Annotated in this window: 25 protein-coding genes; 13 read left to right on the top strand and 12 right to left on the bottom strand. The window is 69.6% G+C overall.

The annotated features are described in order from the left end of the window. The first annotated feature begins 26 nt into the window (after positions 1 to 26). From QP939_RS28185 to QP939_RS28195, 3 genes are all read left to right on the top strand, one after another. The gene (locus QP939_RS28185; RefSeq protein WP_285449227.1) at positions 27 to 161 is read left to right on the top strand and encodes a hypothetical protein; all 135 of its coding nucleotides are present in this window, start codon (positions 27 to 29) and stop codon (positions 159 to 161) included. 244 nt (positions 162 to 405) lie between these two features. Beyond that, the gene (locus tag QP939_RS28190) at positions 406 to 1,995 is read left to right on the top strand and encodes a sialidase family protein (protein ID WP_285449228.1); all 1,590 of its coding nucleotides are present in this window, start codon (positions 406 to 408) and stop codon (positions 1,993 to 1,995) included. Between the two features lie 175 nt (positions 1,996 to 2,170). After that, entirely contained in the window at positions 2,171 to 2,422 is a 252-nt protein-coding gene (locus QP939_RS28195) for a hypothetical protein (RefSeq protein WP_285449229.1), read from the top strand. A gap of 237 nt (positions 2,423 to 2,659) precedes the next feature. Here the strand turns inward: QP939_RS28195 and QP939_RS51880 are convergent, their stop codons facing one another. The 9 genes from QP939_RS51880 to QP939_RS28235 form a co-directional block, all read right to left on the bottom strand. After that, positions 2,660 to 3,004, bottom strand: coding sequence for a WhiB family transcriptional regulator (locus tag QP939_RS51880; protein ID WP_352247618.1), 345 nt, complete (start codon positions 3,002 to 3,004; stop codon positions 2,660 to 2,662). Then, a complete protein-coding gene (locus QP939_RS28200) occupies positions 2,988 to 4,784 on the bottom strand; it encodes a hypothetical protein (protein WP_285449230.1) in 1,797 nt (598 codons plus the stop codon). Before QP939_RS28200 ends, QP939_RS51880 begins: the two co-directional genes overlap by 17 nt. A 30-nt stretch (positions 4,785 to 4,814) precedes the next feature. Next, positions 4,815 to 5,924, bottom strand: a complete 1,110-nt coding sequence (locus QP939_RS28205) for a 3-oxoacyl-[acyl-carrier-protein] synthase III C-terminal domain-containing protein (RefSeq protein WP_285449231.1) — start codon at positions 5,922 to 5,924, stop codon at positions 4,815 to 4,817. Further along, positions 5,918 to 6,121, bottom strand: coding sequence for a helix-turn-helix domain-containing protein (locus QP939_RS28210; RefSeq protein ID WP_285449232.1), 204 nt, complete (start codon positions 6,119 to 6,121; stop codon positions 5,918 to 5,920). The genes QP939_RS28205 and QP939_RS28210 overlap by 7 nt, the downstream gene beginning before the upstream one ends. A 100-nt stretch (positions 6,122 to 6,221) precedes the next feature. Next, a complete protein-coding gene (locus QP939_RS28215; RefSeq protein ID WP_285449233.1) occupies positions 6,222 to 6,695 on the bottom strand; it encodes a cupin domain-containing protein in 474 nt (157 codons plus the stop codon). A gap of 29 nt (positions 6,696 to 6,724) precedes the next feature. Further along, entirely contained in the window at positions 6,725 to 7,831 is a 1,107-nt protein-coding gene (locus tag QP939_RS28220) for a hypothetical protein (protein ID WP_285449234.1), read from the bottom strand. Positions 7,832 to 7,976: 145 nt separating this feature from the next. Next, positions 7,977 to 8,729, bottom strand: a complete 753-nt coding sequence (locus tag QP939_RS28225) for a hypothetical protein (protein WP_285449235.1) — start codon at positions 8,727 to 8,729, stop codon at positions 7,977 to 7,979. A gap of 33 nt (positions 8,730 to 8,762) precedes the next feature. Further along, positions 8,763 to 9,578: a L,D-transpeptidase family protein gene (locus tag QP939_RS28230; RefSeq protein WP_285449236.1), complete on the bottom strand. Its 816-nt coding sequence runs from the start codon at positions 9,576 to 9,578 to the stop codon at positions 8,763 to 8,765. 133 nt (positions 9,579 to 9,711) lie between these two features. Continuing rightward, the gene (locus QP939_RS28235) at positions 9,712 to 11,709 is read right to left on the bottom strand and encodes a S53 family peptidase (RefSeq protein ID WP_285449237.1); all 1,998 of its coding nucleotides are present in this window, start codon (positions 11,707 to 11,709) and stop codon (positions 9,712 to 9,714) included. 709 nt (positions 11,710 to 12,418) lie between these two features. On the opposite strand from QP939_RS28235, the gene QP939_RS28240 reads away from it, so the two are divergent. After that, the gene (locus QP939_RS28240; protein WP_285449238.1) at positions 12,419 to 13,123 is read left to right on the top strand and encodes an NB-ARC domain-containing protein; all 705 of its coding nucleotides are present in this window, start codon (positions 12,419 to 12,421) and stop codon (positions 13,121 to 13,123) included. A gap of 107 nt (positions 13,124 to 13,230) precedes the next feature. Beyond that, the gene (locus tag QP939_RS28245; protein ID WP_285459865.1) at positions 13,231 to 14,760 is read left to right on the top strand and encodes a LuxR family transcriptional regulator; all 1,530 of its coding nucleotides are present in this window, start codon (positions 13,231 to 13,233) and stop codon (positions 14,758 to 14,760) included. On the opposite strand, the gene QP939_RS28250 is transcribed toward QP939_RS28245, so the two are convergent. Further along, positions 14,714 to 15,949, bottom strand: a complete 1,236-nt coding sequence (locus QP939_RS28250; protein WP_285449239.1) for a cytochrome P450 — start codon at positions 15,947 to 15,949, stop codon at positions 14,714 to 14,716. The two genes, QP939_RS28245 and QP939_RS28250, sit on opposite strands and share 47 nt — an antisense overlap. A 118-nt stretch (positions 15,950 to 16,067) precedes the next feature. Next, positions 16,068 to 16,502: a hypothetical protein gene (locus tag QP939_RS28255; RefSeq protein ID WP_285449240.1), complete on the bottom strand. Its 435-nt coding sequence runs from the start codon at positions 16,500 to 16,502 to the stop codon at positions 16,068 to 16,070. Between the two features lie 200 nt (positions 16,503 to 16,702). Between QP939_RS28255 and QP939_RS28260 the strand changes: the two genes are divergently transcribed. Then, entirely contained in the window at positions 16,703 to 17,914 is a 1,212-nt protein-coding gene (locus QP939_RS28260) for a hypothetical protein (RefSeq protein ID WP_285449241.1), read from the top strand. Positions 17,915 to 17,924: 10 nt separating this feature from the next. On the opposite strand, the gene QP939_RS28265 is transcribed toward QP939_RS28260, so the two are convergent. Beyond that, positions 17,925 to 18,482, bottom strand: coding sequence for a hypothetical protein (locus tag QP939_RS28265; RefSeq protein WP_285449242.1), 558 nt, complete (start codon positions 18,480 to 18,482; stop codon positions 17,925 to 17,927). A gap of 318 nt (positions 18,483 to 18,800) precedes the next feature. On the opposite strand from QP939_RS28265, the gene QP939_RS28270 reads away from it, so the two are divergent. From QP939_RS28270 to QP939_RS28300, 7 genes are all read left to right on the top strand, one after another. After that, on the top strand, positions 18,801 to 19,703 hold the full coding sequence (locus QP939_RS28270) for a P-loop NTPase family protein (RefSeq protein WP_285449243.1): 903 nt from the start codon (positions 18,801 to 18,803) through the stop codon (positions 19,701 to 19,703). Between the two features lie 89 nt (positions 19,704 to 19,792). Further along, positions 19,793 to 20,083 (top strand): hypothetical protein, encoded by a 291-nt coding sequence (locus QP939_RS28275; protein WP_285449244.1) that lies wholly within the window; start codon positions 19,793 to 19,795, stop codon positions 20,081 to 20,083. 69 nt (positions 20,084 to 20,152) lie between these two features. Beyond that, positions 20,153 to 20,902: a hypothetical protein gene (locus tag QP939_RS28280; RefSeq protein WP_285449245.1), complete on the top strand. Its 750-nt coding sequence runs from the start codon at positions 20,153 to 20,155 to the stop codon at positions 20,900 to 20,902. After that, positions 20,899 to 22,305: an ICP22 family protein gene (locus QP939_RS28285; RefSeq protein ID WP_285449246.1), complete on the top strand. Its 1,407-nt coding sequence runs from the start codon at positions 20,899 to 20,901 to the stop codon at positions 22,303 to 22,305. The genes QP939_RS28280 and QP939_RS28285 overlap by 4 nt, the downstream gene beginning before the upstream one ends. Continuing rightward, entirely contained in the window at positions 22,302 to 23,810 is a 1,509-nt protein-coding gene (locus QP939_RS28290) for an SCO6880 family protein (protein ID WP_285449247.1), read from the top strand. Before QP939_RS28285 ends, QP939_RS28290 begins: the two co-directional genes overlap by 4 nt. After that, positions 23,807 to 25,348, top strand: coding sequence for an ATP-binding protein (locus tag QP939_RS28295; RefSeq protein WP_285449248.1), 1,542 nt, complete (start codon positions 23,807 to 23,809; stop codon positions 25,346 to 25,348). Before QP939_RS28290 ends, QP939_RS28295 begins: the two co-directional genes overlap by 4 nt. Then, positions 25,345 to 26,472 (top strand): C40 family peptidase, encoded by a 1,128-nt coding sequence (locus tag QP939_RS28300; protein ID WP_285449249.1) that lies wholly within the window; start codon positions 25,345 to 25,347, stop codon positions 26,470 to 26,472. The genes QP939_RS28295 and QP939_RS28300 overlap by 4 nt, the downstream gene beginning before the upstream one ends. Positions 26,473 to 26,477: the final 5 nt, after the last annotated feature.

Consider the following 26,477-nt stretch of genomic DNA (forward strand, 5'->3'; position numbering starts at 1 on the left):
GGTGGCTGCCGCTCGCGGGCTGGGCCGTGTCGGTTCTTCTCGCGTGGGCGATCGCCGCGCGCCTCGGTCGACGTTCCCAGCTGCGTTGGCTGGGCCTGGCCACCGGGCTGGCGGTCTACTCGGCTGTTCTGGTCGTCGACTGGGTGCTCGTGGCGGAGTGAGACAGGTCTTGCTCGGGTCCGAAAAGGATCGTGTGCCGTACTTGCGGTAACGCGCATGCCCGCAACGTCCCTTTTGGCCAGTCCCGTCCGTCTCGCGAAAGTGCATGGCACACAAGGAAAACCCGCGTCCGGAGATTCTTCTACAACCGCTGTAACAACCCGGACGGCTGCCGCGACCTACCACCGCGCCGAAAAGAGCCGCGGGCTTTTCGCGGCTTGCGCGCGTCCGGAAATGAGGTCGCCAATGAAGCCCTCGATCACCCATCGCATGGCCCGCCGGGCGCTCCCGCCCGGAGCCGCGCTCTTCGCCGTCCTGGCCGGGACCGGGATCGCGATGGCCACCACCTTCGCCGCCGGGCCGCCGGTCCTCGTGCCCGACCACCCGCTGGGCGCTAACTGCGCCGCGCTGGTGGCCCAGCAGGAAGCGCAGGGCAGTGTCAACTACCCGGCGTCGGAGGTCGAGCCGTACGTCGCCGCCAACCCGCGGAACCCGCGGCACCTCGTCGGCTCGGCTCAGCAGGACCGGTGGAACGACGGCGGGTCCAACGGCCTGACGAACGTCGTCTCGCGCGACGGCGGCGTCACCTGGACCCCGGCCGCCCAGCAGCCGGCCTTCAGCATCTGCGAGGGCGCCGCGCCCGGTTCGCCCGGCTACTTCCAGCGCGCCACCGACCCGTGGACGTCGTTCTCCGCCGACGGCTCCGTCGTCTACTCGATCAGCGACTCGTTCAACGCGAACGGGCCGGCGTTCGGCGGCGCCAGCGCGATCCTGATCAGCCGGTCCCTCGACGGCGGCGACCACTGGCAGACGCCGGTCGTCGCGCGGCTGGACACCTCGACGCAGGTGCTCAACGACAAGGAGTCGGTGACCGCCGACCCGGTGGCGCCCAACCGCGCCTACGCGGTGTGGGACCAGCTGGTGTCGCCGCAGTCGCACGCCAACCCCAGCGCGTTCAACCACAGCATCTCCTACCGCGGGCCGACGCTGTTCTCCAGCACGAGCGACGCCGGCGCCACCTGGAGCACGGGCCGGGTCGTGTTCGACCCCGGCACGCAGGACCAGACGATCGGCAACGAGATCGTCGTGCCGACCGCCGGGCCGGCCGCCGGCGTGCTGATCGACGGGTTCAGCCTGATCACCAACAAGGGCGGCATCTGCCCGTACACCCACGGCGGCCAGCACTGCAAGGGCGGCACGACCTACACCGCGGCGATCATCCGCTCCACCGACGGTGGCGCGCACTGGTCGGGCGCGATCGGCATCGACACGCAGCAGGTGGCGTCGGTGTCCATCGCCGGGCACCCCGTGCGCTCCAGCGACGAGCTGCCGGAGTTCGCGGTGAACCCGGTGACCGGCGCGATCTACGCGGTGTGGCAGGACGCCCGGTTCACCGGGACGTCGAAGATCGCGTTCGCCCAGTCGACCGACGGCGGCCTCACCTGGGGCCCGACCGTGCGGATCGACCAGTCGCCGGGCAGCACCCCGGCGTTCGTCCCGCAGATCCACGTCACCCCGGACGGCACGATCGGGCTGACCTACTACGACCTGCAGAACGCCACGGGCGCCCAGCCGGGCCTGACCGACGCCTACATCGCGCACTGCCACTCCCTGACGAGTGACTGCGCGAACCCGGCGAGCTGGGCGGCGAACGGCCAGACGCGGCTGACGACGACGTCGTTCGACTACACGACCGCACCCGACGCCGGTGGCTACTTCCTCGGCGACTACTCGGGTCTGACGGCCGCCGGGCCGACGCTGACCGCGTACTTCGGCATGGCCGGTCCGGTCGCGGTGAGCGGCGCGTCGGACATCTTCAGCGCGAACGCCGGATGACAGCGCTCCTCGTGGGCGGACCCGCCGACCGGCCGGACATGACCGGTCGGCGGGTCCGCCGCGAGAAGTACAGTCGGTAGAGGCGGAGTGCGGGGGAGGCCGCGGTGGCTGACGTGGGGCGGGTTCGTGGCACGAACGATCGCCTCGGCGGCGCGCGGGAAAACTCCGCCCGGTCGTGAGGCCCCCGCCTGCCCGACCGGGCGCGGTGATCCGGGTCGCCACCCCCGACGACTGGCGCGAGTGGCGCACCCTTCGCCTCGCCGCGTTGCGCGACGCGCCCGACGCGTCCCTCGCGGACTGGGCCGACGCCCCCGAAGAACGATGGCGGGCCCGCCTCGAAGGCAGTCACAACGTGCTCGCCGACCTCGGTGTGCGCCTGGAATACAAGGGGCTGAACCCGCAGGCTCAGCCCCATCGGTCGGGATGACAGGATTTGAACCTGCGACCCTTCGCTCCCAAAGCGGGAACGGCGTAGCGCAGTGCTACACCAGTATAGCTGCTGGTGGGAGCTGAGCGAAAGTTGGCAAATAGGAGGGTCGCAGGTTGATCATGAACAGGCGGCGTTTCACCAAGTGTCTCGTAGCTGCGTGATCGGAGGTGGCATGTCTTCAAGGATGCGTGGTCTCGATTGTGTCGGCGAGTTCGTGTCGCCTCGCGTCGGCGATCACCTCCGATGTCGTCGGTTTCGCTCGTATGCTGTGTGAGCCGCCCGGCATAGGGTGCACCTGCACCGGTGCTTTGCGTAGCGTGGATTAGTGCCGTGTGCGGGAAGAATCCGGACGTGGTCTGGGCCGGCAAGTTGCTCACGTTCGTCTGGGGTGAGGCCGCCCCAGACGCCCCAGGGATCACGTTCAGTGAAGGCTTCGGCGAGGCACGGCGCTCGTACGCTGCATGAAGCGCAGATTCGACGGCACGCCGCGACCTCGCCAGGTTCAATGGAATACCAGTTCAGACCCGGGTATTGGCGGCATCGTGCGCGCCTGTGCCAACGATCAGCGTGGGTGACCACGTGGGCTACCTGTTGTCGGCTGAGCCTCGGCGGCGTGCTCGGGAGCTGAGCAGGGCAAGTCGTTGAAAGTGGGCTCGTTTAGCTGAATCTGCACGTTGCTTTCGTGTCGCTTCATCAAGCTTGCCGTCAGGGTCGACGAGTCGTTCGAACCGGTCAAGCGCTGCCTTACGTGCCGAAGCAGTTCGTTCCGTCCGACTTGCTGTTCGTGCCCACGATGCGTGTGCTGCAATGCGTGCGCGGATCGATCGTTGTGACGGTGTAAGTCCTTCGTTCTGTCGCGGTGTGGTTTCCATTTGCGCTCCCGTAATTCAGCATATCCCGCGGGGAGGGCATGCTGGTGTTGATGTGGCGAACTCGACGGTTCGGTGTCAGCGTCCGGCGGGATCGGCTTTTTCTGGGAAAGCTGCTGACTTCCGCTGAGCATTCGGCTTCGTTGGATTCGGTCAAGGCGATGTTGCCATTGAAGCCTGGATACATCAGCGCTGCCTAGAACGGGGGTGTACAGAGTGGGGGAAGTTAATTCGCTGCTGGCTCTAGGCTTCCGATGTTCGACCGGTGCGAAGGCGTCGCAGTCGGAGTCTCCTCCGGCGTAGCGATGCACCCGTTTGAGGATGCCCAGGGCGATAGCTGCGTCTCGGGCTCGTCGGACGGTCTTGGGATCGAGGCCTGCACGCTCGGCCCAGTGACGTATCGAGATAGAGCCTCGTGTGGCGAGGACGGCGTGCGCGAATGCGTCAAGGGCTGCGCGCAAGCTTGCGACTCGCACGCCAGCAATCGTGCCAGTGCGGCTCGCGGTGCCGAATTCGCCCTCCAGATGTCTGTCGACGGCGGCTTGAAGCACTGCCCGAACCCGTCGCAGTCGGCGGGGCGCGGGTTCGCACTGGCGGTCGGTTGCCTGCCGTGGTCCAAGGCGACGACGGCGCGGCCTGCAATCTTCTGCTTCCCAGAGGGCGGGTAACCAGCGGCTGCGGCGCCATTCGTCCTTGCCGACGTGGGCAGCTTGGGTGGGAGATGCCTGGCGGAACAGGTCCCAAGCTTGCTGCTCGGTGAGGCCGCGTTCGGCCGCGGCGATTGTGGTGGCGGGTGCCCAGAACCATCGTCGCCAGGCTTTTTGGCCGATCTCCCGGGCTTTGGTGCCGGCCATGTTGGCGAAGGCCCAGGCGTGCGCGGTGCTGTGGCCAGCGCGGGCAAGGGCGAGAGCATGGCCGTATTCGCCTTCGGATCGGCTGGCGCCGGAATTGCCTCGTCGGCGGGGGCATCGCGCGGCGGGCCGTGGTCCGGACTCGGTGTCTTGAGGAACGTCGGCCGTCGTCAGCGTGCAGCTCAGGATCGGGCTGGGCAGTCCGTGCCGGTGCGGCGAGGAGGTGAGCCGGAGGGGTGAGCGGACCGTGGCGGAGACGTTCTGTCGGGTGGCGACGGTGCGGACGACGAGCCGCAGCTCCTCGCGCAGGCAGGGTGGTGTCTTGATGACGAGGTGGGTGTGGCCGGGGCGACCGGAGTCGCGGCGCAGGCACGGCAGGCCGTAGTGGTCGGCCCAGAGGAGCAGTTGCTCGGCGACGACCTCCCCTGCGTCGGTGTCCTCGGGGTCGATGTCGATGGCGAGGAGTGGTTGGCGGAGCGTGCCGACGATCGCTCGTGCCGCACCGTCGGTGTTGAGGATGGTCACGGCGTCGTCGAGGTTGTGGGTGATCGTGTGGGCGGCGTTGTCGGCGTTGATGACAATGAACGGCGCGGCGAAGAGTGCCTGGTCGAGGCGCGATGGGATGTACGTGTCAGACATGGGGGAGTCCTCGGAGGTTCGGCCTGCGGGTCAGCTCGACGCGTCGCTGAGTGCGCGCCAGGGCCAGCGCAGCGGCGGGGCGAGGACGCCCAAGCCGGGTGGCACCGTGTCGATGCGGAGGATCGCGGCAGTCCAGGTCATGCCGATGCCGATGCCGAGGAGGGCGACGTGGTCTCCGGGGGCGACGGCGCCGCGGGCGAGCAGGTGGGTGAGGCCGATGATCTGGTCGTTGGGCCCGATGTGGCCCCACTGGTCGCCGGCGTGGCAGAGGGTGCGGTCAGCGGTGATGCCGAGCGGTTTCAGGCACTGAGTGTCAAGCAGGTGCCGTCCGTAATGCGGCAGGAGCACCCAGAGCAGCTGATCGCGATCGAGTTCGGCGTCACGGAGCGCTTCGTTGGCGACGGCGTGGACGCCCTCGTGGTTGCGGCGAGTGACCGAGGCTGCGCCGACGAGGTCGGTGTACTGGCGTTTACGTTCGCCGATGCGCTCGATACCGAGTTCGGTGGTACCGGCGGGCGCGAAACGGTGGTTCCCGCGGTGAAGTTGTTCGAGTGTCGGATCGGTGTAGGAGCTGGTGGCGATGACGCGGGCGAGGCCGGGGAGGCGCCCGAGGATGAGGGCGGAGCCGCCGTCGCCGTAGGCGATGCCGTGATCGGCGGTGAGGTGGTCGAAGGCGGGTTGTCCGAAGGTTTCGCCGCCTGTGAGCAAGACGGTGTCGAGGTCGGGGCTGCCAGCGAGGACGCGGGCGGAGATGTCGATGCCGCCGACGAGGCTGTTGCTCATGGCGTTGAGCTCCGTGGCGATTCCGCGGCCAGCGGGGAGGCCGAGGCGGGTGCGGACGTAGGCCGCACGGGACCAGAAGTCGATGCCGCGGCTGCCGCGCCAGATCGCGGCGTGAAAGTGCAGATCGGGAGCTTGCAACGGGCCGGTGGTGGTCATGGCCATGCTGGCGAGGGCGTTGCGGCCCGCGCGGACTGCCAGGTCCATTCCGGTGGTGTTGCGCGCGATCGAGACGGCGCGCTGGCTTGTCGTCATTCTGAGCTGGCTTCCGGCGGATCCGAGCTGCTCGACGGCGACGATCTCGCCGAGTGCGGCGCCGATGCCGCGGAGGTGCAGGTTGTTCCAGCGCAACGTCAGCACCTCCTTCCTGGGTGGGTACTAGGCCGCGCCGAGACGTCGGCGTGGTCGGCGGTGATGGCGTCGACCGAGCTGTAGTAGGCCCGCAGGTGGTGGCGCGTGATGCCGGAGCAGGCGGCGATTTCGTCGAGCGTCACCGGCCCGCCGGGCGGCGGGTTGTCGAGTAGGGCGCGGGCAGTGTCGGTGATCCAGGTCCGCATGAGGTCTCCCCGATTGAATGGGTGGTGGGTACGCCGGGTACGGGGAGGCGCCGACCGGGTCGGCACGCGGCGTGGATGTTGGGAGGGGCGGCCGAGCGTGTCAGCTCCGGCGGGCGCGGCCGCTGCGCCGCGTGAGGAGGGCCTTGTGGTGGGCGCGGCGCAGGTCGGGGATCTGGTTGCGGGCGGCATGGTCGAGTTCCGGCATGCGGTGCACGTCGGTGTCGAAGCCTGGGTCGGTGCGGAAGACCAGGGCGAGGACGGAGGCGTTGTGGCTGAGGTTGACCACCGCGTACGGCAGCGTCGCCGGTATGTAGATCATGTCGCCAGCCTGTGGGTGGAACGGCTGCATGGCGTTGCCGGAGAGGATGGCGGCGTGGCCGCTGATGATCGCGATCGCGGTCTCGGTGGTGTCGTGCCGTTGCGGGGCGAGGGTGGTGGCGCCGGGCAGGTGCATCCGTCCGCCCGAGAGCGCCCGGGTGGGCACGATCCCGGTGCGCAGAATCGGGGTGAGCGTCTCCTCTTCACCGGCCAGATCCCCGGCCGCGGACGGTATCGGCGTCGTCGTGGTGTCCATCTCGGCAGTTCCTTTCCAGACGGGGGCGGTCAGCGGGCCGGGGTGTCGGTGGTGTGGTGGGCGAGTTCGCAGGCCAGCGCTGTGTTGGCGACGGCGGCGGGGACGAGGCGGCGGCCGTGGCCGCACGCCGCGGCGACGGCGAGCACGGGCCGGTCCAGTTCGGTCTCGACCAGCCCGAGCGCGGCGCGGGAGTCCCTGGGGTGGGTCTCGTCGACGAGCCCGGCGATGACGTCGATGTCGCGGCGCAGGTGCCGTAGCGCCCGGTAGAACCGCGCGTCGTTCGGCGGAGCTTGGGTGCCGGTGCACATCGGGATGTGCGCGGCCGGCATCGGGATCCGCAGCCGCTGCAGCTGTTTGTGCAGCGCGTTGAGGAACTGCACCGCAGGGACGAGGTCGGTCAGAGCGAACAGCGGCTGGTGGCCGAGGTCGCCGTGGCAGAGATGGATCCGCCATGTCGCCTCGCGCGGACCGTCGTCGAAGACGCGCGCGACCTGCTTGGCCAGCGCGCGCACGGCGGCGGGCCACAAGGGCCGCGGAGTGCGGTCGAGCGTGGCCAGCACTGCGGGGGTCTCGAGTTGGAAAACGACCTGGCTGCCGTGTCGACGGTGGATGGCGTGGACGTCGTCTAGGACGGCCTGGCGGAACACTGGGAGATGGGTGACCGCGGCGCCCGGGCTGCCGAAGGTGAACAACGACAAGTCGTACGGGTTCGGGATCGACACCTGATGCGGCGGGAAGTCGCGATCATCGTGCAGCTGGTTCCGCGCGGCCATCACGGCGTCGGTGTGTGCGGCGCGACCGAGCGAGAGGTCCTCGGGTTCCAGCCAGTGCCCGCGCTTGAGGCGGTATGTCGGCATGTCGTCGTAGTCGGCGGAGGCGCCGGTGCGGACGGGTTCGAGCGCGTCGACGGTGGCGAGGCCGTCGAGCCAGTCGATGATCCATCGTGGGTCCGGGTCGCACGGCAGCCCGGTCAACGTCGTGTCGGGGGTGTGGTCGAGGAACCACTGCATCGTCGCGCGGTGGTCGTCGGTCAGGACCGGGGGCAGCGAGCCGACGAAGTGCACGGCCCGCAGGTCCTCGGGTGACGCGGTGTTGGCGCGGTCGTGGCTGGCGTGGCTGAAAACAAGTGTGGACATGGGTTTCTCCCCGGGTTCGATTCCTTGAATGGGTGTGGTTGTGCGGGCGTGGGGAGGTCACCCGGCGGGGGCATGGGGAGCGGGAGGGGTGCGCGGGCCCGCGATGGAGGGGGTTGAGGACGCGGGCCCGCGCGGTCTGGTGTCGTCAGCCGGTGACGACGACGTGGCCGGGTTTGGGCTGCGGTTTGGGCGCGGTCCGGTCGCCCGGATTGTCGCCCTGCTGCTGGTGCCGTTCACCCGGCTTGACCGGACGGGACGTCCCGGGGGCACCGGGCTTGTGCGCCGGAGCGGGGCGGGTGCCGCTGGGCGGGTTGCCCGTCGGCGGCGGCGTTCCGGCACCGCAGCTGACCGTCGCCACGGTCACCGTGATCGCCGTGCCTGCCGTCGGCTTGCTCGACGTCGGCCCGCCGGAACCGCCCGTGCGGGTGGGAGCGATGCTGGTGGTGACGGTGATGACCCCGGCGGTGCCGTGGCCGGCGGGTGAGACCGTGAGGTTCCCGCGGCCGCCTTTGGGGGCGCTGGTGGTGATGGCTCCGTTGCGGCAGGTCGCCGTGAACGGCCCGACCGTGGTGCCGCCGACCCGCACCGAGGCGACCCGTGCCTCGGCGAACCCGGCACCGGCCTGCAGGCTGATGCCGCTGGCCACTACGGCGCCGCTCGGACTGGACACCGACCCGCCGGCGGACTTGATCGCGCCGCTGCTGGACACACTCGGCCGCGCGGAGAGCTGTTCGCCGCCGGAGACGGAGATCCCGGTCGCCGTCGATGTCGCCGCGGCCGCCGCGAGGGCGGGCGGGGCTGCGGTGGCGGGGGTGCAGCTGGAGACGACGGTGCTGAGGGTGCCGACCAGGAGCGCTCCAGCTCCGGCGGCGGCGAGTGCGGTGCGTGTGGTGTTCATGATGGATCTCCAGAAAGTGTTGATGGGCTTGCGTTAGCGGATGAGGACCGGGGTGCCGATGGGCACCGGATCGGTGGCGCCGGTGAGAGTGGCGAGCGCGTCGGCGGGAACGCGGATGCAGCCGTCGCTGGACGGGCGGCCGAACACGTCGCTGGTGGGCCAGCCGTGGATGCCGGTGGTGCCGGGACCGCCACCGTAGGTGGTGAACGTGGTCGAGTGGATGCCGAGCGGCAGGATCACCGGGCTGAACGTCTGCTTCGGGTCAGCGATCGAGGCCAGCACGAACGTCCGACCGGCCGGAGTCGGCGCGGCTGCCGTGCCGACGCCGACGCTCCAGACGCCGATCTGCTGGTGGTCCCGGTAGAGGGTGAGCCGGAACGCGGCCCGGTCGATGACGATCCGATAGGTCGTCGACGCGGTATCGAGCGCGATGTCCTGGGTGGACAGCCACCCGGTCGAGCCGTTGGGTCGGGACGGCAGCAGGACGTGCACCCAGCCGGGTTCGTCGGCGATGACCGGCACCCAGGTGTCGGAACCGAGCTGCGTCGTCGGCAGGGCGCCGATGGCTGCCCCGCCGGGCTGATCGAAGACCGGCACCGGTCGGATCGGGTGCACGAGCTGCCCGTCCGGGTCCTCGTCGGGCGTCGCGTCCTGCGGAGCGGCCGGTACGGTGCCGAAGGTGCTGGCTTCCGGCAGCTCGGCCAGGTTCGGGACCGCGCGGGCCGCGACGATCGGGGCGTGCAGTTCGACACCCAACTCGACCGGATCACCCATGGGACCGCGTTCGGGTGCCGGACCGGACTGGGCGAGCAGGACACCTGCGGCGCCGACCAGGGCGATTCCGGTCAACCAGGCTGCGAGGACAAGCCAGCGGTTCGGTGCCGGCCGTGTTGCCTCGGACATGGCATAGACCTTCCTGAGGTGGTGGAGGCCGCGGTGGGCCCGCCCGCCGACGGGCGGACCCACCGCGAATGGGTGTTGGCTACTGGGAGAGCGCTCGGATGAAGCCACCGGCGGGCGTGCCGAGCCCGGTGACCGGATCCCAGCCGGGCCCGCTTTGCAGGTTCTGCGGGCGGGCGTCGAAGTCGATCAGGTAGCTGCCCTGCCCGCCGGGGACGGCGACGCCGCCAAAGGCGTGCATCATCGGCGTCCAGACCCCGGCCTTCTGCGGGACGACGTCGGCGATCGCGCTGGACCCGCGCAGGCTGTAGAGGATGGGGGTGAGCAGTCCGGCCCGGGCGTTGCCGGAGCGGGCCTGCTGGGCGTCGGCGACGAGCCCGGCGATCAGTGGGGAGGCCAGCGAGGTGCCGCCGTAGGACCCGATCCCGAACTGGCCCTTGATGGTCTGCCCGACCAGCATCCCGGTGTAGGAGTCGGCCAGCGCCGAGATGTCCGGGACCGCGCGCTTTCCACCATTACCGGAGCCGATGCCGGACTGCCAGTCCGGCGCATCGTAGAGCGCGGAGGTGCCTCCGCCGGCGCCGGAAGCAAACGGACCGTCGGCGTCGCGCTGCGGCGTCCAGCTGGTGCCGGACTGGGTGTTGCCGCTGTTCTCCCACCCGGTCAGCACCTTCGGCTGGTTGTTCTGGTCCAGGCCGACGCTGGTGCCGCCGACCGCCAGGACCCAGGGGCTCGAGGACGGGAAACTGGCAGTCGCGCGGCCGGCGGGGCCGGAGTTGTTGCCGGCGTCGCCGGTGGAGACGGTGATGGTCTGGCCCTGGATCGCCGCCTGCAGCGCCATCGAGTTGAACTGGTCGCGTGCCGCCTGGGGCAGGGAGCGTTCGCCGTCGGCATTGCCGTAGCTGTTGCTGATCACGTCCACGGAGTTGTCGGTGACGGCCTGGTTGAACGCGTCGTAGATGCCGGTGCCTTTGCAGGTTTTCCCGGCGTAGTAGCGGATCTTCGCGTCCGGGGCGATGGTGTGTGAGGCTTGCACGTCCAGGGTTTGCTCGGCGTTCCAGCCTTCGGCGCCGCATTCCTGTGTGTCGGTGAACCCGCCTTGCGGCAGGACCGCGCTGTACTGGCCGGACGCGAGCGGCGGGACGCCGAGCTGGGCGGCGGCCTGGTTGGTGTCGGTGACGATGGTGGCGGAGTTGTAGGCGCCGACGACACCGATCGTCGTACCGGAACCGGTGTTTCCCTTGTCCAGCTTGTACATCGCGCGGACCTGGGTGCCGGTGTAGCCGCAGAGCGAGTTGGACTGGAATCCGGCGGGGTACTTCTGCGGGACGTCGGTGTTGTTCTGCTCGCCCCACCAGCGCGCGCAGTGCTGCTCGGCCGCCGCAGCGGCCGGGCGGGTGTGCTGGGGCCTGAGCAGGGCGGCGCTGTCGTCCAGACCGAGCACCGCCGTGATCGAGGCTCGCAGTGAGGCCGGCACGGTGACCGGCGACGCTGGAGCTGTGAGAGTCCGGGTGGTGCCGTCGATGCGGGTTCGGTATGCGGCGATCCGGGTGCCGAAGGCGGTTTCCAACGCGGCGGTCGGGTCTTCGGCGTCGACGAAGTGACGGTTGCCGCTGACGCCGGTCACGTGCAGGCCCTGCGTGGCCAGCCACCGCGACACCTGCGTGACTGTGTCCTGAGTGGGGGCGAACCGGTCGAGGAACTGTTGTGAGGACAGGAACTTCCCGTAGTCGGCGTTGCCCGGGTTGGCCAGCTGGGCGGCGAGGCGTTCGGCACCGGCCTGGTCGCGCAGCGCAAGCGCGACCTTGATGTGGCGGATGGTGTTTCCCTTGGAGGGGGCTGCTTCCGCGTGCGGGACGGCCCAGGATGGTGTGTTCCCGGGGATCGCCGTGCGGTCGCCGCTCTCAGCGGCGGGGGTGGTGGGTGTCGCGACGGCGGTGGCCGCGGTGGAGGCCAGCAGCGCTGCGGTCGCGGCGAGGGCATGCCAAAGACGGCTGTGCATCGAGGTTTTCTCCTTGAATACTAGGGGAAAGCCATTCAGCGTCGTGTCAGTTGAGTGACGAGCGCGCTGAAGGGGCATGCCTCGTGCCGCAGCCAAGGGATACGCGAAGTGGGCTGAGCGGAGACTTCGGATGGTATGGACCGGCCCGCGAGGGCCTGGTCGTGTGGAGGTCGCTGCGCGACGGGTGTGGATCAGTGCGTCGGATGGACTTCGCGCGGAGGTCCGCGCGCCGGACTGACGTGGATTGCTGCCAATGGTGTGAGCACGTGTAAGTCCCAACGTGGTGGCCAACCGTGCGTCAACCGCGCCTCCCCCGGCGCGGTACACGATCCGCCGTACTGAGACAGACAATAACTCGATCTCGACAAAAGTCAACGATCGTGTACGCCCGGTCTTCGTGCTCGGCGACGAAAGACAGGATGTTCCTGCCAGTTGTTGCGATACGCGCGGCCATGGGGCCCCCTGCTGGTCGTGGCGACCGGCATTTCGGCTGATCGACCGAAAGGGCGGGGAGACGACACCTCCGGCGATCACGCTTCGCAGTTACCGTGGGCACCAGTGCTACTGTCAGTGGTCGTTGACGATTAACCCGATCGAGTGTTCCCCTGGTTAGTGTTTGATGGCGATGGTGCTACCCGTGGTACGAAACCTGACACGGCGTGCGGCACGTCAGGGGTGATGCCCGCGCTGGCCGGCGAGCGGGAACAGCACGGGGGAGGGGTAATGCTGGGGTCACGATTCACGGCGGGGCGCCATGGGGCCGACGACGCTCCGATGCCGTGGCGGCATGGTGCGTAGGCCGTCGTCGAGCGCCGGCGTACCGGGCGCCGCCTACCCGACCTCACACATCGGTCGATCACACAAGGTAACCGAGATCGAGGAGCATATCGACGAGGGCGCCCGCCTGGTGACCGCCACCGGCAGCGGCGGTGTCGGAAAAACGCGGCTGGCCGTAGAGGCGTTCCGGCAGCTGCGCGACGCATACGATGCGACCGCATTCGTCCGTCTCGCGGAAATGAGCTGCGAGGCCGGAGACGACGAGACGGTCGAGCGAATCTGCAACGCGCTTCTCGCGGATTTGCGCGTCGCCAATCACCAGCCCGATGCCCAGCCGCTGGACGTGCTGATCCGCTACCTGCGCGACCAACGGGTTCTGCTCGTTCTCGACAACTGCGAACAGGTGCTCAACCCGGTCCAAGAACTCATCGACCTGCTGATCAACGCCGCGCCGCAGCTGCAGATCATCGCGACCAGCCGCGCCTGGCTGCAGGTCCACGGCGAGCGCGTCGTGCACGTCAACCCGCTTCCGGTGCCCGGGAAGAACGCGGACCGCATCGAGGCCGAGGACTGCGCGTCGGTCCAGCTGCTCCAAGACCGCGCCGCCCTGGCCGGCAGGCCGTTGACCGCCGAGGACGATTGGGCGACCATCGTGCGCCTGGTCCGCTGGTCCGACGGGATTCCGCTCATCCTGGAGTCGTCGCAGCCCAGCTGAGCACTGGACGCACGCCGGCGGTCGTGTTCGGCCGCCTGGAAGGCGGAGCGTCACTGCGGTACGCCCCGGGCACCCGCGGGGTCCAGGCGCATCACCTGGCCTTGGACGTGGCGATCGGCGAGTCCTGGAAACTGTGCACCGACGTGCAGCAGCGGGTGTGGGCCCGACTGACGGTGTTCACCGGCGGCTTCACCCTCGAGGCGGCCGAGCAAGTCTGCGCCGACGCCGTCGTCGATCGCGCCGAGATCCTGCCGACGTTGGACTACCTGGTCCGCCACTCGATCATCGAGGGCGCGTCCGCGGACGGCCGGTACCGGCAGCACAACTACCTGCGCGAATACGGCCGCCGACGCCTAGCACAGTTCGGCGATCAGGACGCGATGGCGGAGAGCCACTGCGCGTGGAATGCGCAGCTGGTCCGGGACGCGGCGGAGCGGTGTTTCGGACCCGACGAGATGACCTGGCTCGCCCGGGTCAACGCCGAGTCCGGCAACATCACCGCGGCCGTGAGCTGGTGCGCAGACCGCGGTCAGGTCGGGCGGGGGCTGACGATCATGGTCGACTTCTTGCGTACTCGCGCGCCGTACTTCTTCGCCACCGAGATCCCCGTCTGCCGCCAAGTCGAAAACCTCCTGCGTGCCGGGCCTGCGGAGCCGTCGCCGGTGCGGATCTCGGCGCTGGCGATGGTCGGCTGGATCTGGCTGGCGCTGGGCGCCCGTGATCGCGGCAAAGTTCATCGCGACGAGTGCCTCGATCTCGCCCGCCGGATCTGCATGGAAACCGCGCCGGCGGTGCAGTTCATCGACGGCACCTACGACGCGCTGGCCCTCGGACAACGCAGCGGATACGCCAAACTCGAAACGGCCCGGGAAGGCTTTCACGCGGCCGGCGACGACGTTTCGGCGTACATGGCTGGCCTGTTCCACGCCTTCACCGCGGGCCTGCACGGCCCGGCTGAGGAGGCCGACCGCATGTCGCGGTGGTGCCTCGATGAGGCGCACGCTCGCGGTGCGGAATGGGCGATCACGTGGGCCGAGTGGACGCGCGGGCTGCCGGAGGGTTCGCAGCCACAGGCCAGCGCTCGCCCGGCACTGCGTAAGCAGGTGAAACTCGGCGACCTCTGGGGGCCGGCGTGGGGTGTGGAGGAAGAGGCCCGCAAACGCGTGCTGGCCCGGGACTTCCTCGGCGCGGCGCATTTGTATGGCGGCTCCGACAGCCTGCAGGCCCGCCACGGCGTCCGGTTCAACGGCCTACCGGGCTGGCGCCATCACCGGGACCTCGCGATTGCCGCGATCGTCGACGCAATCGGGAAAGAGGCGTTCGAAGCCGCGCGGCTGACCGGTAGCCGCTGGGACGACGAGCGGATTGTGGCGTTCGCTCTCGGCGACGCCGACTCCGCCTCACCGCAGTTGACCGAGCGGCAGCGGGAGATCGTGCGGATGGTCAGCGAGGGCATGACCAATGCCGAGATCGGAGCAGTCCTGCATCACGCGCCCAGGACCGTCGAGGGGGAACTGACGAGGATCTACCGGCGGCTGAACCTGCGAGACCGCAAGGAACTGGCCGACTGGTACCAGACGCAGGTAACCGCTATCGGCGGCTCCACTGCACCGGCAGCGTCGCCACGCCGCGGATGACGCCGAACGTGCGGCGCACGGTAGCGTGCGGTTGAAGCTGGAAGTCGGGAATCGCCCGCAGCAGCTCGTCCAGCATCACCCGCAGCTCCACCCGGGCCAAATGCCGGCCGAGGCAGCGGTGCTCGCCTGAACCCCAGCCCAGGTGTGGTGTCCGGCTGCGGTCACGGTCGAGACGGAAGACGTCGCCGTCGTCGAAGCGGCGCTCGTCGCGGTTGGCGCTGCCCCACGCCAGAAGGAGGCGGTCACCAGGCTCCAGCGTCAGGCCGCCGAGGTGGGTGTGGGTGGTCACGGTGCGGCCGGTGGCCGCGACGGCCGGCTCGTGGCGGACCAGCTCCTCGACGAAGGGCTCCAACAGCACTGGGAGGGCCGTCACGCGCTCGCGCAGGGCGGGATTTTCCAGGAGCTGCAGGACGGCGGTGGCACAGGCGTCGGCAGTGGTCAGGTGCCCGGCCGCGACCATCAGCATGGTCATCTTGACCAGCTCCTCCTCGTTGGCGATGCGCCCGTCGACCTCGGCGGCGACCATGCACGAGAGAAGGTCACGGCCCGGGCGCGCACGGCGTTCGCGGATCTGCCCGAGGAGGAAATCCGCGTACACGCGGCCGATCTGCTGGGCCTCGAGCAAGGTTTCGGCACTGTACAGCGCGCGCACGTGCTCCGACAGCCACGCCCGTTCCAGCTCGGCCAGCCCGAGCATCCGTCCAATCACCAGCGGCGGCACCTGCCGGGTGTAGCCGCTGACCAGATCCGCCGCCCCGCGCGGGATCATTTCCTGCAGCGTTTCCCGGCAGATCGCCCGAACGTACTGGTCCTGGGCCGCCGCTGCCGCCGGTGTGAAGAAGTCCATGAGTGTGCGCCGCCATTGATGGTGATGGTCGTCGTCGGTCTCGAACATCGGCGCCACGGCCTCGCGCATCTCCGTGACCACGGCCGCCGCGCCCAGTCCGTCGACGTAGGCGCTGAACCGGTCCGATGCTTGCGCCGCTTCGCGGATCTCGTCGTACCCGGTGACCAGCACGAACCCATCCAGCTCACCGCTGCGGGCGACTGGGCAGCCCCGGCGGATCCTCCCCATCGTCTCGTAGGCCGTCTCGGCGACCGCGGGATCGAGATGGTTGAACGACCACGCCAGTTCGCCCGGTCCGATTTCTGCCTCGCGCCTCGGCGCGCCCCCCGAATCCAGCACCATGACTTCCTGACTAGTCGGCCAGAGACCGCGGGATCAAGCGGTCGCCAGGCAGGAATGTGGTTTTCCCGGAAATATGCGGCCCCGCACCGACCCCCGCAAAAGGCCGCACGGACCCCCGTCAACGAACAATGCGGGATCCAGCGGGCAGCTGCGGGCACGTGCCGTGCATCGAGTCCGTCAGTATGGCTGCAACGCGCTGACCTGCTGCGATGAAGATCGTCAGCAGTGACTGCCGGGGCCGGTGGGGACCGGCTGGATCGACCAACGTCCAGGGGAGAACGTGAACACCACAGCCAACGAGAATCGGGAGTTCGTCCGACGCTGCGAAAGCATCATCGCTGCCTTGCCCATCCGACATCCGTTCGAGTTGCGCGCCTTCCTCAGCGCCGTCGGGAAGCAGCGGGGAATGACCGTAATTCTGGGGCGGATGGCGACCCGGCGTGGCGGAGCCAGCGGCTTGCTGGTGCGTGCCCGGGAGCAGTGCTGGCTCGTGGTCGCGGCCGCCGCCGTGCCGGCGCACGCCGCCCACATCGCGTTCCACGAGATCGGGCACTGGCTGCTCCGCCATCCGGACAACCACACGTGCAGCCGGCGCACGCACCCGGACGGCCGGTGGGAAGCTCGAGGCCGAGCAGTTCGCCTATCTGCTGCGGGATCACGTCCGGGCCGGGTCGGCACGTTACCGCGACCGGCTTCCGCCTGGCCGGACCGCGCTGCGGGCGGCATTCGGTTCGCGTCGGCACCTGTGCGCCGATGCCTGACGCGGTCGCGCTCCTCTGGTACGGCGCCGCAGCCACCGGTGCGGCTGAATCGGTGCGGAAGGCGCTGGTCAACAGGGGTGTCGGGTATACCGTCAGCCGCCACTTCCTGACCGCTGGCATCGCCTGCATGGCGTTGTCGCTGGCCGCCGGAGACCCGCTGACGCTGGACTGGGCCGACCACCTGACCGGGCTGCACAACGTCGCGATCGTGGTCCACAACCTGCTGGCCATGCTGGCGATGGTTTTCACCGCCGGGTTCCTGCACACACTCGGTCAGTTGCGTCTGCCCATGCCGGCCGTCGTCACGGTCTTCCTGACCTGTGCGGCGGCGATGGTCACCCTGTACGCGCAGGCCGGTGCCCACACGTCCTGGTTCGGCTCGCCCCGCAACCCGGCGCTGCCCTCCCAGCTCTACAGCGCCATCTACCTGGGCTACATGGTCGGATGGCTCGCGCTGCTGCTGCTCGGGTTGACCGTGGTCGCCGTGGGCGAGGTGGCCGGGGTCCGCGGCGGCGTCGCCCTGGCACAGCTGGGTGTGGCCGTGTCCCTGGTCGGACTGTCCTGGCGGCTCGGCGTCGTCATCCGCCTGCTGGCCGACTCCGAGCATCTGCCGCGGGGAACCCATTTCGCGGTGTTCACCGACGCTGTGGGCTTGGCTCTGTTCGTCCTGGGATCGCTGTTCGCCGCCGCGACACGTACTTTGTTCGATATGCGCGATCGCCGGCGCAGGCAGCGTCAGGAAGCCGCGATCGAGCGTCTGTGGCGGCGAGTGCGTGTTCTGCTGGCCTATCGTCGCCGACCGCCGCTGCGGCTGCGCGAGCAGGTGGTCGAGATCGAAGATGCTCTCCTGATCGTGGACCAGTTGATCGACTCCGCCACGGGGCGCGCGATTCGGGATGACCTGCGCGACCTCGCGCTGCTCTACGGCGTCGACACTGGCCACCTGGCGACCGCCGCCGAGATCGAGATCGCGATCGCCACCATCGTCGCACAGCTGTCACACCGGCCGGCGACACCGACGCCGGGCTGCACCGATGATGCCGACGACGCCGAGGCATGGTGGCCTGAAACCGAGCGCCTACCCGTCGACGACGGCGCACGGCTGGTTTGGCTGGCGGCCGTCGGGCAAGCGCTGGGGGAGCGCCGGGTACAGCGGCTCGCGAAGAGATTGGGGCCCAGGCTGACTAGTGACAGCCCGGCGTGACTTCAGGCGGTCAGCCGGGTTGATCGCGGCCGGTGCTGCGGATGGTCTGGGCGATGCGTTCGAGGACCTTCAGCAGCTGCTGCTTGTCCGCCTCGCGAGCGGCGCCGAGCGAACTGGTGATGGCACGGGCGTTGACGCCGAGTCCTCCGAGTTCGGTCATCAGTTCATGGGTTCTGCGGTCGGCCTCGTCGTAGGGCAGCTCGAACTCCTCGGCCGGAACGCTGGGATCGAGCAGGTTCGGATGGATGCGCCAGAATTCGGCCAGCGCGCGGGTGATCGCCGGGCGGCTGTTCTCCCGGTAACCGGTTTTGAAGTTGGCCAGGGCCTGCTTCGTCAAGGGCAGCCCGGTTCGGGCCTGCACCCACCGGGCGACCAATGGGACGCGAGCGGTGAAGCGCCGAAATCCCACGGCGCCTTCGGTGGTGAGCTGGGCGATCTCCTCCGGGACGATCACCGGGGCACCGTCGAACATGTAGTAGGTCGAGACGTGCTCGAGCAGATAGCTGAGCCGCTCGGCGAACGTGTCGAAGCTCGAGCAGTTCGAGGGTGAGCTGCTGTTGCGCGGCATAGGTGCGGCGCGGCATCGGCGAGGTCAGGTATGCCGGGGAGGTAGTTTCCCACTCCTCGAAATCCGGCTCGTCGCCATACCTTCGTGCCACCTTGCCCCCATATCGTCCGTCGTGCCTGGTTCCCGCCTCGCCGAGATCGACGCTATTTGACACGGCGCAGGGAGCGTCTACCATCGAAGCAAAGATCCACGATCGTTGCGAGTATCTTCGGGTTCCCGGAAGAACGCAACCCACGCCACCCCGAACAGGGGGTTGGAGCACGGTCCCGGTGTGACCGCCGCACCCTTCACGGCGCACCACCGTTGAGGGAGGCCGTCTTGACCACGTCCGAGGACCACGTTCGCTCCCATGTGGACATGACAGCAACTCAGCCGCAGTCCACACGCGCGGTCGCCTTGGTCGACTGGGCGCCGTTCGGCCGCGTGCTGCCGATCCTGGCCGCCTCTCCCGGAGCGGGCGCCACGAGCACCGCTGTCGCGATCGCCGACGTACTTCAGCTGGCAGGCCGGTCGGTTCTCCTGGTCGACGCTGGCGATCCTGTTCGATCAGGACTCGGGTGCGCCGCGCGCGTAGACGGGCCGTGCCGGGACGGGCCCGGTCCCGCGGCCGGAATCCAGTTTTCTCGGCGTGCTCGTGCGGTTCTGGCACGCCTGGACGTCGCGGAGGCGGCCGCCGAGCCCGTGATGTTTCCGCCCCCCTTGTACTGGCATCCCGGCGGCCGCGGCGTTGACGTGACCGTGGTCGATATCGGCCACGATCCCTGGCGCTTGGCGACGGACCCTGCGCTCGGGCCGGGACAGTGGCTACGCGTCGGCAGTCCCTCGCCGATTCCTGCCTTGGTGGTGCGGCCAACGGTGCCTGGCCTGGTGCACACGGAGCAGGTCCTGGCCCGCTTGGAGCCGTGGGTGCGTGCCGGTGCGGTGACCCCGCCGATGCAGCTGCTCGTCGTCGGCGCCCGCCGCTGGCCGTCCGGTGTCGCTGGTACTGCGGGACGTCGCACCAGCGTCCTGTTACCCGATGCCGTGTTCTTTCCGTACGACCGTGACATCGCCGTGCACGGCGTCACCGCCGACGTGACACCGCCGTCCCTGCGCTCGCCGGCCGAACAGCTGCTGCGTGCGTGGCGGGTGCTGCCGCAGCGGAAACGCCGCTTGTCGTGGCCATGGCAACGACGCGCTCGCGAACGCGACAACCACGCCTCCGGCCGCGGGCCCGGCTGAGCCCACTGGCCGCCACCTCGGCAGAACTTCGACGCCCTCCCACTTGACCCGCCCGACGTGACGTCGGGCGGTGCGATGCGGAGGGCCACATGCTCGCGCACATTGTCACCGACTGGCTCGCCCAGATTCCCAACCCTCATCCTGTGCAGCCCGAGGTCGGCGGCGACAAGATCCTCGGGCTGCTCAACAACGTCAAGTGGGGCGCGGGAGTCGCGCTCATCGCAGGATTTTTCATCGGGTTGATCGTCTGGGTCGGCGGCCGCTGGGTCGATCACCACCGCGCCGGGAAAGTCGGCGTCGTCATGATGCTCTGCGCCGTCGCTGGCGCAATCCTCTACGGCATCGGCTGGTCGCTCATCAACAGCTTCGCGGGCGGTTGAGCCGTGTTCACCTCCACGCCAGCGCCGCGCTCGCGTAGGCGAGCAGGCCGCCTGATCACCGTCACCGTCGTGCTCGTCGCCGCCGTCGCGGTCGTGGTCGTTGCCCGGCAAGCGACGGCACCACCTTCGCTGCCCGCAGGCGCGAGTCCGCCCGCCATCCCATCGCCGGCTCCACCCACGGCGCCGGTCGATGAAGCAACCGCGTTGGCCACCCGTCCGATGCTGACGCTGCCGCTTGACGCGGCATTGCCACACGAACTCACCACCGCGACGGCGGGGCCGCCGATCACCGTGCCGCGCCCGGCGCCGATCGCGACCCGCTGGATCACTGACGGGTTCCCGGCCACCGCCGAAGGCGCGCTCGGCTGGCTGACCGACCTGAACGAAACCGCGCTGCGCGGCGGCGACCCGGCGACGTACCTGCGGGCTTACGCGGAGTCGGCGCTGCCGCACGCTCCTGCTGCGCAGGGCAGCGGCCTGTACGCGCTGCTGACCTCTTTCCGCGACCGCGCCGGCATCCGGCCGGGCGAGATCAAGCCCGGCTTGACCGTGACCTACGACGTTACCCAGGGCCTGATCAAGGGCACCGCCGAAGAGGGCCGGTTCGCGGTCGTGTGCACGCTCGGTCAGGCGAGCTTCGACTATCAGGGCCAGACCACGAGCATGGGCATCGGCGACTGCCAAGCTCTGCGCTGGACCGGCACCGCCTGGCGCATCGCCCCCGGTGCCCGCGCCGCCTATGCCCCCTGCGCGTGGCCAGGCAGTATCGAGTCGGTCAAAGCCGGGTACCGGCCCCTGATCCGGGACGGTGCCCGGTGAACCCGCTGGATCTGCTGGACAAACTGGGACAGGTAGCCGGCGGAGCGGTCGGTGTTGTCGCCGATGGGATCCTCGAGCCGCTGATGGCGGCCACCTGGGCCGCGGCGCTGTTCCTGCTGCGCACTGCCTTCCAGCTTGTCGACCAGTTCTCCGTGCTGACCGTGTCCACCACGGACGGGCCGGTCTCGATTCTGTGGCCGATGACGCTGTGGATCTCCGGAGTGATCGCGTTGGGCATGTTCTTCTGGCAGATCATCACCACCGTCGCCCGCGGCGGCCGCGGATTCGTCCGTCTGATCACCGGGCCGATCCAATACGGGATCGCCCTCGCGGTCACCGTGAGCGTGGTCGCGGCGTTCCTTGCCGCGGCCGACGGCCTGACCCAGGCGATCCTGTCCACCGGGCTGCGTGTGGAGAACTTCCGGGACGCGCTGAACATGACCGGCTTCACCGACGCACTGTCGGACGAGGTGAAGAACGTCGTGCTCGGCCTGACCGGAGCCTTCGGGGTGATCCCGGCCGCGTTGGGCTTCGCGTTCGAGGCAGTGTTCCGCGAGGCCGCGATCTACGTGCTGGTCGCCACGATCGCCATCGCCGCCGCCGGCTTGGTGGCGGATGCGACCGCGCGCTGGTACTGGAAGGTCGTCCGCTGGGGCGTGGTCGCGATCGTGATGAAGCCGGCGCTGGCGTTCGTGCTGGTGCTGGCCGTGGCGATCGTCGGCGGCGCCCAGGGCCTGTCCGGGCTGCTGGCCGGCATCGGGGTGCTGTTCGTCGCGCTGTTGGTGCCGCTGGTGCTGTTCAAGCTGTTCGCGTTCGTCGACCCGGACTCCGACCCGCAGGGCGCGTTCCGGGACAAGCTCGCGGATGCCGGGCTGGACTCACACGGCGCGAACAGCGTCGCCGGGCGGATGGCCGGAGCGTTCTGGAACAAGGCACGCAAAGAGTTCGGCGACAAAGGAAACGGTGGTGACGGGGAAGACGGTGGCGATAGTCAGGAGCAGGCGAACGTCGATCGCTTCGACCAGGCCGCCGCAGACGATGACACGACCACCGGGCCAATCGACGTGACCGAGGACGAGCACGCATCCGCGAAAGAGGGCGCGGGAACAGCGTCCGGCGGGTCCGACGCCGAGAAGCCCGGTGGCGCAGGGGACGCCGGAGCCGACCCGCCGGCCGAGACGGGGGATCCCGCCGTGGCAGCGGCCGACAGTAGCGGCGGCGAACCGGTGGCCGGGGCCGCCACTGACGGTGATGACGACGGGGAGTCGCCGGCCCTGGACCCGCCCGGCGATGCCGGTCCGCCGTCTCCGCCGACGCTGAAACCTCCAGGCGGTTCGCCGCCGGATGACGACGGGGGCGGCGCCGCGGCCGGGGAAGCCGAGGGCGCGGCGGTGCTGCTATGAGCGCGGCGACCAGGATCTACAAAGGACTGTCCCGCAGGGAGCGCGCTGGCTGGATCGTCGGGCTGACGCCGGTGCAGGCGTTGGTGTGTGTGGGGCTGGCCGTGCCGGTGATTCTCGCCCTCGCGGCCGGACGCTTCGGGCAGGCACTGGGTTTGGTTGGGCTCTGCGGCACGGTAGCGATGCTCGTGGTGGTGCCGGTGCGGGGCCGCCCGGCGCTGCGGTGGCTGTGGCATCTGCTGCTCTACCGCACGGGCGTCACGTTGAGGTGGTCGCGGTGGCAGTCGCGTGCGGTCACCGGCCAAGCCCGGGACCTGGACGAGCCGGACCTGCCCGGGGTGTTGGCCCGGCTGCGGTTCCCCGACGGGCCGCCGCTGCGTGATGTGGGCAGAGTGTGCCTGATCCACGACACCGGCGAAGGCCGGTGGGGCGCTACCGCTCGGCTGACCCACGCCGGGGTCGGGATGTTGTCGGATGCCCAGTGCGAGCGGCTGGCCAACCGGCTCGGCAACCTGTTGCTGTCGATCGGGCACCGGGAGGTCATCGACCGGATGAGCCTGCTGGTGCGCACTGTCCCCGACGATGGCGCCGACTACCAGGCCTGGCGTGCCGAACACGAGGTCGCCGACGCCCCCGCGCTCGCGCGGCGGGCCACCGCGGAGCTGGACCGGCTGGTCGGGGCGGTGTCGGTCCGGCACGAGGTCTTCGTCACCCTCTCCGGCACCGAAGACGCCCTGCGACGCCCAGCCGCGGCGGCCGGTGGCGGCGTCACCGGCCGCGCGGCCGTGCTCTACCGCGTGCTGGACGGGCTCGAGGACAAGCTGAAGTCCCTCGGCGCCACCGGCGTGAAGTGGCTCTCGGGTCCGGAGCTGGCGGTGGCGATCCGTACCGGCTTCAACCCGGCCACTGCGGCCGGGCTGGCCGCACGCCGCCACCAGGCCGGCGGCGACTCCGGGGTCCGGTGGGCGACCGCCGGTCCCGTCCACGCCCCGGAACCCTCCGCACGGGCGTATCAGCACGACGGCTTCGCGACCGTGTCCTATTCGGTGTTGATGCCCGAGGCCGGGACGGTGTTCGGGTCGCTGGGTGGGCTGCTGGCGGTCAAGACCGCGGGCGAGCGCCGCAGCCTCGCCATCCACTACGAGACCTTGTCGCAACACCGGTCCCGCAAGGCCGTGCGTCGCCTTCGGTTCCGCACCGGCGTCGTGCGGGACTGGAAGTCGTCGAAGGGCTTCAACTCCGGGGCGGCCGAAGCGCGTGAGGCGGGAGGTGCCCGGGCGCAGGAGCATGCGGTCGCGGCCGGACACGGGATCGTCCGTTTCGCCGTCGCCGCGGCGGTCACAGTCCCCGGGACTTGGAACGTCGAGGACCACGCGGCCAAGTTGGAGAACGACATCGCTGGCCGCTTCCAGCTCCTGCGGATGGAACTGGCCCAAGACGCCGGGTTCGTCGCCGCCGTACTGCCGGTCGGCCTGGGGTTGCCTCGGCTCCGCGGAGGTGCGTCGTGAGCGGCCCACAGAACGAACGGACCGCCGCTGAGCTGCTCTCGACGTTCGGGCCCGCGGTCAGTACCCGCCCGCCGGGACACCGCCGAGGTGCTGATAGCCGCCGCGCGGGGCTAAACCAGCGGGCCGCGCCGCAGCGGGGATTCGCCCGGCCGGGGTACGGCTGGTCCCCGGTGGCAGCGCCGCTGCAGGTGTATCAAGCCGCAACCCACGAGATCGGCGGTCTGTTTCCGCTGCTCGCGGCGAGTCCGCTGCCCGCGGTCGGAGCCAGGATGGGCTACGACGTCCACAGTGGCGGCGCGTTCTACCTGCACCCTGTCGAGTTCGTCCTCCGCGCGATCTGCACCAACCCGAACATGGTCCTGTTCGGAGAACCCGGCCGCGGCAAGAGCTCCACCGTGGTGGCGTTCCTGCTGCGGATGATGCTCACCGGCGTCCGCACCCTGATCTCCGGCGACGTCAAAGGCGAATACACCCCCTTGCTGCACGCGCTGGGCGTCACGCCAATCATGCTCGGCCGGGGCAGCAACGCCCGCCTCAACGCCCTCGACCTCGGCCCCTTGGCCGCGCGCTGGGACACCTGGTCGACCGAGCGGCAACGCGACGAGGTCGACGGGGTCCTGGGCCGCTGGGTGCAGCTCCTGGTCGCGCTCGCCGAAGCCCAAGGCTACCGACCCACCGTCACTGACGAGGCCGCCCTCTCGGCGGCGCTGCGGCAGCTGCTCGGCGTCAGCGACGGCTACAGCCGCCTCGCACCGATCACCATCCCCGACGTCCACCGGATGCTTTCAGATCCGGATGAGCAGCTGTGGCAGAACCTTCGCTTCGCCAGCCGCCGCCAGTTCCTCGACCACCTACGCTCCATCACCGACGCCCTGGCCAACTTGATCAGCGGCCCGCTAGCCGGGCTGTTCGACGCGCAGACGAACTTCACCGTCGACTGGGACGCCCCGATCCAGAGCCTGGACCTATCCCGGCTGCGCACCCGCGGCGACCAGGCCCTCGCCGTCGCCCTGACCTGCCTCGGCTCATGGTCGTCGCTGGCCACCGACCTGCAGGAGGACGGGGAGCTGCGGATCGTCGTCCGCGACGAGATCTGGCGGCAACTGCGACTGGGCCTGCGGGCCATCCAGGCCGTCGACAGCGAACTGCGGCTGTCGCGCGCGGAACGCAAAATCCAAATACTGGTCAGCCACAAACCCGGCGACTTCCTCTCCGTCGGCACCACCGGTTCCCAGGAAGTCGCCATCGCCCGCGACCTGCTCGCCCTGTGCTCGATCCGAGTCCTGCTCGGACAGTCGACGCGCGTGGCCAGCGAACTGGCTGACGTCCTTGCACTATCGGAGAAAGAGCAAGAAGCCACGACCAGCTGGGCCAACGACCGTCAAGGCCGCGCCCTGTGGAAGATCGAAAATCGGAGCGGGCTCAAGATTCAGACGGTGCTCAGCCGGGTCGAGCGGCAAGTCTTTGACACCAACTCTCAACTCACCCGGAGACAGAACCCGTTATCTCCCAACGAGATGACGGTGACGACGCCATGAGGCGCAACAACGTTGTCGTAGCCGTGACCGGTGCACTGGTCGGGCTGGTGTTGCTGCCGATCCTCGCACTCACGCTCACCGTCGGGCCTGTCGCGACCGCGACGATCGTGCAGCTGACCGGCTGCGACCAGGGCGGCCCCGGTGGTGGCTCCGTCGTCGTAGATCGCCAGCAGCTGGGCGCCAGCGAGATGGACATCGCCCGCACCATCGTCGACGTCGTCCAGCAACGCCGCCTGCCCCGGTGGGCCGCGGTCCTCGCGGTCACCACCGGGATGGTCGAGTCGCGGCTGCGCAACCTCGACTACGGAGACCGCGACTCGGTCGGGGTCTTTCAGCAACGTCCGAGCCAGGGGTGGGGCACCCGTGAGCAAATCCTCAACCCTGTCTACGCCACCGATAAGTTCCTCGACGCCCTCCTCGCACTGCCTGGCTGGGACACCATGGCGCCGGGACGGGCGGAACAGGCGGTCCAGCGCAGCGGCTTCCCCGACCGCTACGCCCCACGCGAATCCGCTGCCGCAGCGATCGTCGATCGGTTCTGGAATGGCCCCGACAACCCGAGCCCACCCACGCCACCTGGCGGCGGCACCGAAGCCGTTCAGGCGCAGACGTTGTGTCCCGACCAAGACGGATCCGACGTTCCCCGCGAGCCGGGCCCGGTCGACCCGACGACGCTGCCACCGGGGTTCACGCTGCCCACCGATGTCCGCCAACGGGCCGCGGTCGGCTTCGCCCTGGGCCAGCTCGGTAAACCTTACGTCTGGGGCGCGAAAGGCCCGAACGCCTACGACTGCTCCGGGCTGATGCTCGCCTCCTGGGCCGCCGCCGGGATCGGGATCCCAGCCGGCACACTCAGCCAAGTCCACGCCGGCCACGCCGTCGCCGCGATCCAGCACGTACAGCCCGGAGATCTGCTGTTCATCCCCGGAGCGCTCGGCACCGCACGAGTCCCGCGCCACGTCGGGATGTACGCCGGACACGGCCTGATCGTCGATGCCTACGACACTGGCACCGGCGTCATCCTCGAACCCCTGTCCACTTGGACCTCGAAGATCGTCGCGATCCGCCGGATCGCCGATCCCGATTCGCCCTCCCCGCCGCCGGGAGGGAGCCCACTGCGATGAACCTC

The organism is Amycolatopsis nalaikhensis (genome assembly GCF_030264295.1).
Lineage (GTDB): Bacteria > Actinomycetota > Actinomycetes > Mycobacteriales > Pseudonocardiaceae > Amycolatopsis > Amycolatopsis nalaikhensis.

Coding starts and splice junctions, on each gene's coding strand:
- QP939_RS28290 (WP_285449247.1), top strand. CDS start 22,302: ATGAGCGCGGCGACCAGGATCTACAAAGGACTGTCCCGCAGGGAGCGC.
- QP939_RS28265 (WP_285449242.1), bottom strand. CDS start 18,482: ATGCCGCGCAACAGCAGCTCACCCTCGAACTGCTCGAGCTTCGACACG.
- QP939_RS28200 (WP_285449230.1), bottom strand. CDS start 4,784: ATGTCTGACACGTACATCCCATCGCGCCTCGACCAGGCACTCTTCGCC.
- QP939_RS28275 (WP_285449244.1), top strand. CDS start 19,793: ATGCTCGCGCACATTGTCACCGACTGGCTCGCCCAGATTCCCAACCCT.
- QP939_RS28190 (WP_285449228.1), top strand. CDS start 406: ATGAAGCCCTCGATCACCCATCGCATGGCCCGCCGGGCGCTCCCGCCC.
- QP939_RS28220 (WP_285449234.1), bottom strand. CDS start 7,831: ATGTCCACACTTGTTTTCAGCCACGCCAGCCACGACCGCGCCAACACC.
- QP939_RS28225 (WP_285449235.1), bottom strand. CDS start 8,729: ATGAACACCACACGCACCGCACTCGCCGCCGCCGGAGCTGGAGCGCTC.
- QP939_RS28260 (WP_285449241.1), top strand. CDS start 16,703: ATGCCTGACGCGGTCGCGCTCCTCTGGTACGGCGCCGCAGCCACCGGT.
- QP939_RS28250 (WP_285449239.1), bottom strand. CDS start 15,949: ATGGTGCTGGATTCGGGGGGCGCGCCGAGGCGCGAGGCAGAAATCGGA.
- QP939_RS28235 (WP_285449237.1), bottom strand. CDS start 11,709: ATGCCCCTTCAGCGCGCTCGTCACTCAACTGACACGACGCTGAATGGC.
- QP939_RS28300 (WP_285449249.1), top strand. CDS start 25,345: ATGAGGCGCAACAACGTTGTCGTAGCCGTGACCGGTGCACTGGTCGGG.
- QP939_RS28215 (WP_285449233.1), bottom strand. CDS start 6,695: ATGGACACCACGACGACGCCGATACCGTCCGCGGCCGGGGATCTGGCC.
- QP939_RS28240 (WP_285449238.1), top strand. CDS start 12,419: ATGGTGCGTAGGCCGTCGTCGAGCGCCGGCGTACCGGGCGCCGCCTAC.
- QP939_RS28210 (WP_285449232.1), bottom strand. CDS start 6,121: ATGCGGACCTGGATCACCGACACTGCCCGCGCCCTACTCGACAACCCG.